The organism is Agarivorans sp. DSG3-1, from assembly GCF_046774965.1.
Classification (GTDB): Bacteria; Pseudomonadota; Gammaproteobacteria; order Enterobacterales; family Celerinatantimonadaceae; genus Agarivorans.
The window spans coordinates 670,524-682,819 of sequence record NZ_CP177241.1 but is presented as its reverse complement, the minus strand read 5'-3'; the positions used below and the strand labels follow the sequence as shown (position 1 = coordinate 682,819).

Genomic DNA, 12,296 nt, shown 5'->3' with positions numbered 1-12,296 from the left:
TGTTATGTCACGTATGACGCTCTACCTTGCTGTTACTGCGGTGTTTTTGGCGGTAGTGATGACAATAACTAGCATTACTTTGCTTAATCAACGAAATGTATCGGTGAATGCGCTATCCAGTGATATTGCTAAACAAGCCGCAGCGGTGTCAGTTTTATTAAAACATACCGAAACTCAAAATCGCCAAGAGCTGGAATATTTTGCAGACTTAAGCCTAGTTCAGCAAGCGCTGTTAAGCGGCCAATATTCTCAGTTAGAAGAATTGCTACGCAAGCTGATGAAACGTAAATCCAGCATTGTGCAAAGTCGTTTATTAGATCCTCAAGGCCGAGAAGTATTTAAGTTAGTGACTCGGGGCGGAGTGCCAATGCGTTTAGCCGATATAGAGCTACAAGATAAATCAGAACGTTATTACGTTAAACAACTATTAGACGTACCCAGCACCCGCTCATATATGTCTGCTGTAGATTTAAATATGGATTATGGGGTGGTGGAAGTGCCTTATCGCCCAGTGTTACGCATTGCCCAAAAAATTACTAACCCAAATACTGGGCAGGTGATGGGTTCGCTAATGTTTAACTATGACGTAAATGTAGTGTTTAGCCAGCTGAGCAGCTTGATCCCTGATCATATGCAGTTGTACATCGTAGACTATAAAAACCAGTTTTTAGCCCACCCGCAACCAGAGCTACGTTATTGCGCTGAATTAGAGTGTGAGCTTTTTTTTAGCGCAACTCAGTTAAGCCATTTAGCCCATCAACGGGTGTATTTTGATCAATCTTTAGCGGCAGAGGTGAATTTAGACAGTGCCGCTCGGCCTGTGGTGAGTGGCTCCAAGCTGGTGGTGGCTTATAAGTCGAGTTACTTGCCAGCTCTGACTCAGCCTTTATCGACCATTGCGGTGCTTAGTCGCAGTATGTTGTGGTGGGCGGTATTGTTGGTGAGCCTGCTATTAAGTGCGGGGGTTTGTTATAGCTACGAGCATTTACAAAAGCAATTAGACGCACGCTTACAAAAAGCCAAGATGCAAAAGGTATTGGAAAGTGTTACCGAAATGTTGGAGCGCTTGCATGAGAATGACGACCCAATAACCGGCAGCCATGTGCAACGGGTATCTTACTATTCGCGCTTAATGGCTGAGCACTTGGGTTTAGATAAACAGCTGGTGGATGATATTCATCAGTTTGCATCGCTGCATGATATTGGCAAGATTTCTACGCCTGATGCGATATTGGGTAAACCGGGCAAGCTTGATCCTCAGGAATGGGAGGTGATGAAGCAACACGTAGACAATGGTTATCAGTTATTGCGAGACTTTGAGTTGAGCCCAGTAGCTGAGAATATTGTGCGTGGCCACCACGAGCGTTGGGATGGTGAAGGGTATCCGCAAAAAATTGCTGGCGAAGACATTCCAATTGAAGCCCGCATTGTGAGTTTAGTGGATTGCTTTGATGCGTTAATGTCGGTGCGCCCTTACAAGCCGGCTTTTTCCTTTGAGAAGTCTAAAGACATTATTAATGAGCTTAGCGGCAAGGCCTTTGACCCTTACTTGGTGCAGGTATTTAACTTTCTTGAAAATGATTTTCGAAAAAGCCGCTCTAAGCTCAGCAAAACCTAAGCGTGAGTGACTAGAAAGCCACGCGTTTATTGGCGCGTGGCTTGGGTTAGTTTTTCGTAGCACAAATAGCCTTAACTAAGATGATAGCCAAAAGGGTCATCTACACTTGGGCTGGGTTGAGTAAACCACACTGGGCCGTTAGCACTCATATAGAAATGATCTTCTAAACGTACCCCAAAATGATCGGGAATCACTAACATTGGTTCGTTACTAAATACCATGCCCTCGGCCAATGGAGTATTGTCGCCAGCCACTAAATACGGCCCTTCATGAATATCGAGCCCGCAGCCATGGCCAGTGCGATGTGGTAAACCTGGCAAGTCGTAATCTGGGCCATAGCCATCATTGGCTAATGCTTGGCGAGCGGCGGCATCTACATTGGCGCAAGCTTGGCCAAGTTGGGCTGCTTCAAAGGCGGCTAGTTGGGCTTTTTGTTCGCTTAACCAAGCGCTACGTTGGTGCTCGGTGGCTTCGCCAAAGGCATAGGTGCGGGTGATGTCTGAGTTATAACCTTCTACTAAGCACCCGGTGTCGATAAGTACCCAATCATTTTCTTGCAGTATTTGCGGCTCTTTTACTCCATGCGGAAAAGAGCTGGCTAAACCAAATAACACAATGCAAAACGAGGAACCGCTAGCGCCTACTTTTTGGTGTGCTTGATGAATAAACTCAGTTACTTCGCTAGTGCTAATGCCAGGGCGCAATATTTTTGCTGCCGCTTTTTGCACTTCCATGGTCATGTCTTTTGCTTTTTGCATCAAGGCTATTTCGTTAGCCGATTTTTGCATACGACAGGCTTGGCTTATTGAATCACCATTTACAAACTGTAACTTAGGGTTAGCTTTAATTAGGCCGTCTACCAAGAAGTATGACGCACTAGGGTCAATGGCGACTTTCCCCTCTAGTTTATGTTGCTGGCAAACTTGCTGAAACAATAGGTAGGGGCTTTGATGTTCGTGCCAGCCATGAAAGGGCGCGTCAATTAACATAAAATCGTTAATTGAATCCTGCTCAAAATAAGGCGCAATGTAATGCAGTTGGCCGTTGGCGCTGAGTATTGCGCCTACCATGCGCTCGCTGGCGTTCCATTTTAATCCGGTAAAGTAATAGAGGTTGGTACCTGCGTTAAGGTAAATTGCACTAATACCCTGTTGGTGCATTAGTTGGCAGGCCTTGGCTTGGCGCTGTTGATACTCTGCAAGGCCTATTTTTTCAACATCGCTATACATGTTGCTTAGCAGGGCTAATTGTTCACTGGCGTTACTGCCACCTACACCTATGGTCATGGATAATCCTTGATTGCATGATTAGCTGAGATAATGAGCTTACTCAGCGTTTGCTAGAGATTAAGAACAAAAGGGCAGTAGGTAAAGTGGAATATTAACTAATAACTAGAAGAATGAATGGCTTGTTAATTAGTAGCCTCTAACATGGTATGCATACTGACCTTGTTTCCCCCCTGATGTTTGGCTTGGTACATGGCTTCGTCGGCTTGCTTAATTAACTCTGACAAATCTGGAGTATCAATATTACTGGCCACACCAAAGCTGGCGCTCATAAATAGCTTGCCTTTGCTGGTGGCTAACTCTTGTTGGTTGAGTTGAATACGAATGCGATTGGCGAGGGTATTAGCTTGTTCGGCATTGGCGTTGTTTAGCGCAATCACAAATTCTTCGCCGCCAAAGCGGCCGAATAAATCGCCCACTCGCAGATTGTCTGAGGCGATCTGGGAGAAATGCATTAAAGCTTTGTCGCCAATGTCGTGCCCATACACATCGTTGATGCTTTTAAAGCGATCTAAGTCGATAAAGATTACCGTTACCACTCCTCCAGAAAACTGCGCACGTTGGGTCATTTTATCTAGCTGTTTAAGAAAGTAACTGCGCCGCATAGCGCCCGTTATGTCGTAGTTGGCGAGTTGTTCCAGCTGGATAATTTGCCGCCAATGCAGCAAAAAATAAAACACGTAGGTTTGCAGGGCGTTACCGGCAAAAATGGCTAAGGACAACAGGGTAGGCACGCCTAGCAGTAACCCGCGATTTTCTGGAGTGCCTTGCAAGGTAATATACATGCGTAACATGAGACAACTGCCAAAGAACAGGTAGAGGCTAATAACCAACCACAAAGCGTTGTTGTCTTGTTGCCGCCAATAGCGAAAGTATAGATAAGCACAGTAGTAACAACACAGCGCTAAAGTACTAGAAAATAAAATAATACGGTGCTTGCTAGAGGGTTCAAACATGATGTAATACAAGGTAAAGGCGCAATACACTGCGAGCACTAAACCCAGTAATGTTCGGTTTAAACGTTGTTTAAGGTAGTGATGGTGACCAGCTAAAATTAATAAGAAAGACCCTACAAACAGGCCGTTTTGTAAGATCAACTCGGTGGCCGATGGCATATCTGCCAGTACTACTAATGCTAAACCGCATACCTGAGCGTATGAAGCGATGATCCAGCAATCTAGCTCTTTTTTCTGCCCATGAAAAAGTCGAATGAGAGTGAGTACCACAGCGGATACCACCGTCACTAAAGTGGTGAGAATAAAATAGGTGAGTCCATCAACAACCATTAACGAGCGATTTCCTTATTGCTACAACAATAGTGTAGATGCCTGTTTTATTTATACAAATTGAATTATGTAGATGGTGATTAAATTGCGAAGCAGCGAAACACCAAGATGCTTCGCGGAATGGCTTAAATAGGCCTATTTGGGTTCTAGGATGTACAAGGTATTTTGATCAATACTTTGGTTGGCTGGAAGTACTTTTTGAATCACATGTTCGCCTATGGCTGCAACCGAAAAATCGTCATCATTAAGTACCGCTAGTTGATTATTATTGCGTATCCACAGCCCTTCTAGTTTGTCGTGAGGGTAAGGTGTAGGCATATCGACCAATAAGTCGCTGACCAGGATTTTGGTTACCGGTTTAATGCCTTGATTAGCCAACTCTTGCCAGCTCATTTGTTCTAGCGTCTTACCGTTAACGCGTAAACCGTTAGGTGAAGTAACATCGCCGCTCACATCTGTGGCTTGGCGTAAGTCTATTTTGTAGATGCGTTTGTATTTAGCTTGTTTTTTTCCTTTTCCGCCGGCAAAACCACCATCACGCTCAATCACCAAAAATTGTTGTTGGTTGAGAGCAACAATTTCTGAGTTAGACAAGTTGTTGGCTTCTTGCTGATAAATAAACTGCTGGGTTTTACCAGTCTCAATATTAAAGCTTACGATGCGAGTAAGGTTTTTATTGGTAATGGTTTTTTTACTGGGGTTGTACAAGGTAGATTGCATGATTCCAAACAGCACTTTCTCGTCTGGAGTAATGGCTAAACCTTCCATGCCACGGTTTGCTCGGCGATGAGCAAATACTGCGGGCAGCTTGCGGCCGCCGGTTCCTGTGCCAAATGGGTTGATGCGCTCTAGCTCTAGGCCTTCTTGATTGTAATGCACAATATGTGGGCCATATTCGTCACTCACCCAAAAACCACCGTCTTTTAAGGCCACCAAACCTTCACTGTCGATACCGTAAGGGTCTGCATCGAGTACTGATTTGTCATTGGCATAAGCCACTTCGCCAGTATCACCCATACCTTTAGGGTTAGGCAGTCCAGAAACGGCGTTACCCTGTGGATCTTTTAGCAAAATTTCTTTTACTTTAGTGATTTGACCATTTGAATAGCGAAATAAGCCTATTCGTGGCGTGTATTCGGGGGTAGGGAATATTTTCCCTTTACCTTCTGGGCCTTGATATTTTGCATTGGGTCCACGGTCGGTAAGCGCATAAAAGTGATCACCGAAGCTTGGGTGAGCGGTCATTGCGGAGCCATAACCGCCGTTACGGATCTCGGTACCGTTGGTTAATGTGGTTAATACTTGATAAGGCAATGTCGCCGAAGTATTAACCTCGTTAGCGAGTGTTTGCAGGCTTGTGAGAGCCAGCACAGTTATCGGCAAAATCAATCTTATGGTCATGTTTTCTTCCTTGCTATAATGTTTTATAAAAACATAATATAACCATTAGATTATTCTTTTATTACGTATGAATTTGCACAAGTAGTGAGCCAAAAAGCCAAATCTAATAATGGCTTAGCCTATTAATTGTGCAGGACATCTCACAATAATTACTAAAAAAGCTAATCAACGAAAACCTTACTAGGATTACTAGTGGGTGTAATGTCGAACTTTGGGAAAGGTAACAAGGCATGTTTGGAAAAAATATCAGTCAGATCTCGGTTGTTCATCGGCTATACATTGGATTTGCCGTTCTCACTATAGTGATTGCACTTGGCGGCGGCGGCGCGTTGTTACTCGGTCAAAAAATAAACTCAAGCTTTAATATGTTGACGGAAAACAGCGCCAAAACGCAGCTGTTGGCCAACGGTGTCGGTAGCCAAGCGCTTCGATCCGGAATCCAATTACTCAGCATCCCCAATTCAACTAACCTTGAAGAGCTACAACAGATAAATAGCCAAGCAGAACTTGCTATTCAATCTTTAGAAGATCAGGTTAAGGCACTTTCTGAGCACGCTGCTGCATTTAACATCACTAGTTTGAATCAGCACCTAAAAAACGTAGAGCAAGTTGAAAAGATCTTGTCTACAGAAGGACAAGGCTTAGCTGTCCAACAAGGGATCTTTTTACAACAAGACCAAAAAGTTCGTGATGATGTTAGTAGCTTCTTGTTTCAGCTCTCTGATTTAAAGCGCATGGTTAACCAAGTCTCCAGCCCTAGCGCCGCAGAAGATAGTTATATTCAAGACGTTTTAACGATGGTAATGGATCGCTTTGGTTTAATCGAATTTTTGCTTTCAAACATGGTAAACACTCGCGACCCGGAAAAAGTCGCTGACCTAGTTAAAAAGATTCAATATAACAGCAAGGTATTTAATGATGATTTTGAGTCACTGACATTTGAGGTGGAAGGCTTAGCTGACCCTAAAGTGACAGACTTAGTAACTTGGTTTAACCGCGAAGTAAATGACTCTTCGGGCATTGTTGAGCGTTACATAGGAAGCCAACAAACCATTGCCAACATTAGCAAACAAACGACGGAAATTAACCGTCAGTTGTCAGCCTTAGATGGCATTATTATTAAGATTGTTGACTTAGCGAACCAGCAAAGTGATGCCGCTAGCGCTCAAGGTCAAAGCCTTATTAAAAATTCGCGGGCGACTACCGCGGTGGTGGTGCCTATCGTAATACTGTTTGCTATTGCTGTTGCGTATTGGCTGGCCAGCTTAATTCGTAAGCCTCTAGAGCACACTCAATCACATATTCTGCGTTTAGCAGAAGGTGACTATAGCCAAGTTATGCAAGGCAAATACTCTGGTGAATTTGCGATTTTGGTGGCGGCGATTAATAGAATGATTGAACAAGCGCGAGAGGTATTTAGCCAAATTCAACTTGCCGCTCATCAATTAAGTGACGTATCGGTTCGAAATAACGAAGCTGCAAGCGTAGTTAAAACTAAGTTAGATAAACAAACGGCAGAGCTTAGCAGTGTTGCTACGGCTGTGACTGAAATGGAATCGGCGATTAAAGAAGTGGCGTCTAATACTGAAAGTAGCCGCGAGTTGTCGATGTCGGTAGAGAGCAATATTGATCAAGGCCAGCAGGTGATGAATCAAAATATTGAAACTATCGAAAGTTTGGATAGTGCTTTGCAAAGTACTTCTGGCCAAGTGGATAAACTGGCTGATGCAAGCAAGCAAATTGGTTCTATTATTGAAGTGATTGACGGTATCGCTGAAAAAACCAACCTACTTGCTTTAAATGCGGCGATTGAAGCTGCGCGAGCAGGTGAGCAAGGCCGAGGCTTTGCTGTGGTAGCAGATGAAGTACGAAGCTTAGCCAGCCAAACCACCAAAAGTACTGAGTCAGTAAGGGCGATGATTGAAACCCTGCAACGTGAATCGACTCAAGTTTATAATGCAATGGCCTCTAGCCGTGAACAAATGAGCGAATCCAAAGACCTCGCTGAGAAATCACGCGAAGCGATTATGACCATTCGTACCGACATGACTCAGATGCGTGAAATGACCGATCAAATTAGTGTGGCAGCGCAAGAGCAGCATCACGTTGCCAGTGAAGTGACTCGAAACGTGAATGTGATTGCCGAAGTTGCTGAAGATAACTTTGAGCAAATTGGTAAAGTGGCGCATTCAAGTGAAGAGTTGCAACAACAGGTAAATGACATCGAAACTATGTTAAAACGTTTTATATTGAAGTAAATTAGAGAGCCTTTTGGCTTGGTCTTTTGCGAGTAAATCGCTGAGGTTAATTTATGTTCAATTTATCGCGTTTGTTGAGTCCTAAGTCTCAACAACTGGCTGCTCTCGATTTAGGCAGTAATAGTTTTCACTTAATTATTGCTGATTGGGAAGATGGCGAGTTAAAAGTTCGCGATAAAGTCAAAGAAATGGTTCGTCTGGGTTGGGGCTTACAAGATGATGGCAGTTTAGATGCCGCTGCTTGGAATCGCGCCCAGGCTTGCTTAGAACGTTTTGGCGAACGTTTACGTGAGTTTAAGCCCGGCAGCGTGCGTGTTGTCGGCACTAAAACCCTCCGCAGTATTATTGACGCAGATGTTTTCTTACAAGCCGCTGAACAGCGGCTTGGGCACCCCGTAGAAGTGATCTCTGGTGAAGAAGAAGCTCGCCTAATTTACCTTGGCGTTGCGCATTACAAAGCGCCAACCAATGGCCCTCGAATGGTGATAGACATTGGCGGCGGCAGTACCGAAGTGACCTTAGGCGAAGGCATGGATCTTAAGCTTAAAGAAAGCTTAGATATGGGCTGTGTATCAATCACCAAACGTTTTTTCAAAAGTGGTCGAGTCACCAAAAACCGCTTACTTAAAGCCAGCGTATACTGCTCTCAGCAACTATTGCCGGTAGCCGACGATTTCCTTGAACAAGGCTGGAACGAATGCTTAGGTGCCTCGGGCACGATTAAAGCGGTTGCTAAAGTATGTGTAGACAACAATTTCTGTGAAAATGAGATTCAGCTAAGCGGACTAGACGCCATTGTTGAGCATTACCTTGAAGCGGGCGAATGCAACTTGCCACTTAAAGGTTTGTCTGAGGAACGCCAGCCGGTGTTCTTAGGCGGTGTTTTAGTGCTTCAAGCTTTGTTTCAGGCCTTAGGTATTACGTCTATGCACGCCGCTGAGTCGGCTCTGCGCGAAGGTTTGTTATACGAACTGAAAGGTCGTTTAGAGCATAGCGATATTCGCCCTTCCAGTGTGCAACGTTTGGCCGAGCGTTATCATGTAGACAGCCAATTTAGTGGACGAGTAGACACTACCTGTCAGTTACTGCTAAACCAAGTTGCTGAGACTTGGTCGTTGGATGAAGTTGAAACCAACAAACTACTAACATGGGCGTCTCAGCTATTCCTTGTAGGTTTAGATGTGGCGCATAGTGACTATCATAAACACGGCGCTTACATTGTTGAGCATGTTGATTTAGCCGGTTTCTCTCGTTTAGAGCAACAGCAGCTAGCTGCATTAGTGTTGGCTCATCGCCGTCGTTTTCCGGTAAAGCAATTCCCATTACAAAATACTGATTTACTAAAAGCCTGTTTGATTCTTCGCTTATCGGTTATTTTCAATCGTGGTAAGCGCCGACAAACCTTGCCTGAACTGCAATTTAGAGCCGCGGGACAACAGATGAGCTTATTGTTGGATCAACAATGGCTGCAAAACAACCCTCTTACTCGTGCTGATTTAGAAAACGAGCAGCAGTACCTAAGCCAGATTGATTACAAATTAGATATTATCGAGTTATAGAGCGAGGTTCGCCCTAGTACGCTAGGGCGAAAATAGAATGGATTAACGGTCTTTATTAGTTGCGCTGATTTTGTGAATTGCTAAGTCAGCACCGTGGAATTCATCTTCTTCTGATAAACGCAATCCAGCGAGTTTGTCTACTAAGGTGTAAACAACAAAGCCACCCACTAGTGCTACCACTACACCCGCTAAGCTACCCACTATTTGACTCATCAGTGAGATGCCACCTAAACCGCCTAAGGCTTTACTACCAAAGATACCAGCAGCTACGCCGCCCCACACACCACATAAGCCGTGTAGTGGCCAAACACCTAATACGTCATCTAGGTTTGAACGTTGTTGTAACCAAGTGAATACCCAAACAAACAATGCGCCAGCTATACCGCCAGTGATTAATGCGCCAATAGGATGCATTAAGTCTGAGCCTGCACACACGGCAACCAAACCCGCTAGCGGACCATTGTGAACAAAACCTGGGTCATTACGGCCTACAATTAATGCGGCAATTGTGCCGCCAACCATGGCCATTAAGGTATTTACTGCAACTAAGCCGCTTATGCCGTCCATGGTTTGAGCCGACATAACGTTAAAGCCAAACCAACCTACGGTGAGTACCCAAGCACCAAGCGCTAAGAAAGGAATGTTTGACGGTGCAAATGCAACTCCTGGTTTTCTGCCCTTACGTGCACCTAGAATCTTAATGGCAACTAAGGCTAACCAGCCACCCATGGCGTGTACAACTACCGAACCCGCGAAATCGTGGAAGGCTGCGCCAAACTGCACTTCTAACCAAGCCTGAAAGCCGAAATTACCGTTCCAGATAACACCTTCAAAAAACGGGTAAACAAAACCAACAATCAGTGAAGAAGCAATCAGGAAAGGATAAAACTTACCGCGTTCAGCAATACCACCCGAAACAATCGCTGGAATAGCCGCAGCAAAGGTCAGTAGGAAGAAAAATTTAACCAGCTCATAGCCATTTCCTTCTGCTAGCACTTCTGCGCTATTAAAGAAGTGATTGCCGTAAGCTAGGTAGTAGCCGATAACAAAGTACGCGACGCCGGAAAAAGCGAAGTCAGTAATAATTTTAACCAAGGCATTTACTTGGTTTTTGTGGCGCACGGTACCTACTTCCAAGAAGGCAAAACCGGCGTGCATTGCCAGCACCATTATAGCGCCCAACAAAATGAATAAAGTGTTTGCGCTTTGCGACAATACGTCGATAGCGTCACTAATATTATCCATTAAAAAATCTCCCTAATTGTTTCTTTTAATATGGTTTGCGCCAAAAAGAAGCAATTTTCAGGCCTTTTGTTAATTTTATATTGAGCTAAAGCACTAAGTTGATGCATTTCAAGGGTTTTAACTTGATGATAACAATAGGGTTACATATTTTGGCTCTGGTTTGGTGCGCGCATTAGTGTGATCAATATTTGCTGTGATCGATATTGGTGCGCTGGCGCTGTATTTTGGTGCTTGGTTTTGAATGAGTACCAGTAAGCTATTAAGGCATTCTGTTTTGTAAGCGCTATTCGGAACTGCTTGAGTGGCTTGTTTGCTGGTAGAGAGTGCTGTTGGGCGATGATAGAAGCCAACAATGAAAAAGTTAGTTTAATTGAGTGTTTATCGAGCCATTATAGGTCTGTTAAAAAGAGCGGGGCAAAGTGAAGCATTTAGAAGGTAACGCAGTTACAAACAAGTTTCCTATAATAAATGTTAATACGACGGATTAAGGAGAGTGAATGAGCCAATGGCATGAGTTTTATCGAGCAGCCAATTTTGTAGAGGCTAAATTGTTACAAGGTATGCTAGGAAAAATGGGGATTGATAGTCGTGTAGATGGCGAATACGCGATGGCTGGTGCGGGTGAATTACCCATGGATGTGGTGGAGGTGTCGTTAAAAGTCGATCTTGCTCATTGGGATAAGGCCAAACAAGCAGTAAGAGACTATGAAGTCAATCATAAGCAAGAATGGACGTGCTCTAGTTGTGGAGAGGGCAATCCCGGTAGCTTTGAATATTGCTGGTCTTGTCAGCATGAATTCTCCGCAAAATGAGCGTTCAAAGATGCAGATTTAGTCAACTAATGTTATGCTTAAAAAGTAAACAGCTAGGATGGCTGCTCTAATTCATGTTTGTGTGAGGATATCCAATGGCTATTGGTCAAGTTAACAGCTCTGTCGCCCCTTCTGATTTTTATATGGAACAGGCGAAAAAACGCCAAGAAGAACAAGATGAAAAGCTCGCTTCTGGCAAAAAGATAAACAGCGCTGCTGACGATCCTGCTGGCTTGCAGATCTCTAATCGCTTAACCACTGGTATTAGTGAGCAAGAAGCCTATGCAAATATTTACCAAAACCAGGTAAGTATCAACAACATTGAATCTGCTCAGTTGCAAGGGACTACTGACCTGCTGCAACAAAACCAGGCCTTGGTTGTGCAAAGCGGCAACGGTATATACAACTCTGATGATATTGCTGCTTTACAGGCGCAAGTTGATGCAAACACGGCGGCTATTCCTAACGCTGGTGATTTGGGCGTAGACAATATTGATTTGAACGATCCCGCTACTGCGCAAGCTGCTTTGCAAGGGGGTCAGCAAACTACCGATGCTAACCAAGCACAATTAGGGGCCTCGAGTAACGCTGCCGAATCGGCTTATCGCTCTACCCAAGCAGCTATTGAAGCGCAAAGTGCCGCTCGTTCTCGTATTCTCGATACTAATTATGCACAGTCTACCTCCCAACAAGCGCAAAACGATGCCCTGTTACAAAGCTCTATACAATCTTACCAACAGCAGTTAGCTGCTAAGAATGTCGAGAAGCTTATCTAGCTTGTTCTAACTCAACATCTAAACGGCGCAACACTGTTACAGTGAGCGCCGTTTT

The 12,296-nt window shown here is 44.3% G+C and carries 9 protein-coding genes; 5 read left to right on the top strand and 4 right to left on the bottom strand.

Translation table 11 applies throughout. The features are described from left to right. Window positions 1-4: 4 nt before the first annotated feature. Complete coding sequence (locus ACLD71_RS03255; protein WP_411992951.1) at window positions 5-1,618, top strand: HD domain-containing phosphohydrolase; 1,614 nt, start codon at window positions 5-7, stop codon at window positions 1,616-1,618. Between the two features lie 71 nt (window positions 1,619-1,689). On the opposite strand, the gene ACLD71_RS03250 is transcribed toward ACLD71_RS03255, so the two are convergent. The 3 genes from ACLD71_RS03250 to ACLD71_RS03240 all read right to left on the bottom strand — a co-directional run bounded on the left by ACLD71_RS03250 (window position 1,690) and on the right by ACLD71_RS03240 (window position 5,591). After that, on the bottom strand, window positions 1,690-2,904 hold the full coding sequence (locus ACLD71_RS03250) for a M24 family metallopeptidase (RefSeq protein ID WP_411992949.1): 1,215 nt from the start codon (window positions 2,902-2,904) through the stop codon (window positions 1,690-1,692). 125 nt (window positions 2,905-3,029) lie between these two features. Further along, window positions 3,030-4,190 (bottom strand): GGDEF domain-containing protein, encoded by a 1,161-nt coding sequence (locus tag ACLD71_RS03245; RefSeq protein ID WP_411992947.1) that lies wholly within the window; start codon window positions 4,188-4,190, stop codon window positions 3,030-3,032. 135 nt (window positions 4,191-4,325) lie between these two features. Then, complete coding sequence (locus ACLD71_RS03240) at window positions 4,326-5,591, bottom strand: esterase-like activity of phytase family protein (protein WP_411992945.1); 1,266 nt, start codon at window positions 5,589-5,591, stop codon at window positions 4,326-4,328. 230 nt (window positions 5,592-5,821) lie between these two features. Between ACLD71_RS03240 and ACLD71_RS03235 the strand changes: the two genes are divergently transcribed. Together ACLD71_RS03235 and ACLD71_RS03230 are read left to right on the top strand one after the other, a co-directional pair. Next, a complete protein-coding gene (locus ACLD71_RS03235) occupies window positions 5,822-7,849 on the top strand; it encodes a methyl-accepting chemotaxis protein (protein WP_137673409.1) in 2,028 nt (675 codons plus the stop codon). Window positions 7,850-7,902: 53 nt separating this feature from the next. Beyond that, window positions 7,903-9,408 carry an exopolyphosphatase gene (locus tag ACLD71_RS03230; protein WP_411992943.1) on the top strand — a complete coding sequence of 502 codons (1,506 nt, stop codon included), beginning with the start codon at window positions 7,903-7,905 and terminating at the stop codon, window positions 9,406-9,408. A gap of 42 nt (window positions 9,409-9,450) precedes the next feature. Here the strand turns inward: ACLD71_RS03230 and ACLD71_RS03225 are convergent, their stop codons facing one another. Further along, the gene (locus ACLD71_RS03225) at window positions 9,451-10,653 is read right to left on the bottom strand and encodes an ammonium transporter (RefSeq protein ID WP_137673411.1); all 1,203 of its coding nucleotides are present in this window, start codon (window positions 10,651-10,653) and stop codon (window positions 9,451-9,453) included. 497 nt (window positions 10,654-11,150) lie between these two features. Here ACLD71_RS03225 and ACLD71_RS03220 point away from each other — a divergent pair, with 497 nt between their 5' ends. Continuing rightward, complete coding sequence (locus tag ACLD71_RS03220; protein WP_137673412.1) at window positions 11,151-11,465, top strand: DUF2007 domain-containing protein; 315 nt, start codon at window positions 11,151-11,153, stop codon at window positions 11,463-11,465. 95 nt (window positions 11,466-11,560) lie between these two features. Next, window positions 11,561-12,241, top strand: coding sequence for a flagellin (locus ACLD71_RS03215; protein ID WP_137673413.1), 681 nt, complete (start codon window positions 11,561-11,563; stop codon window positions 12,239-12,241). The last annotated feature ends 55 nt before the right edge of the window (window positions 12,242-12,296 follow it).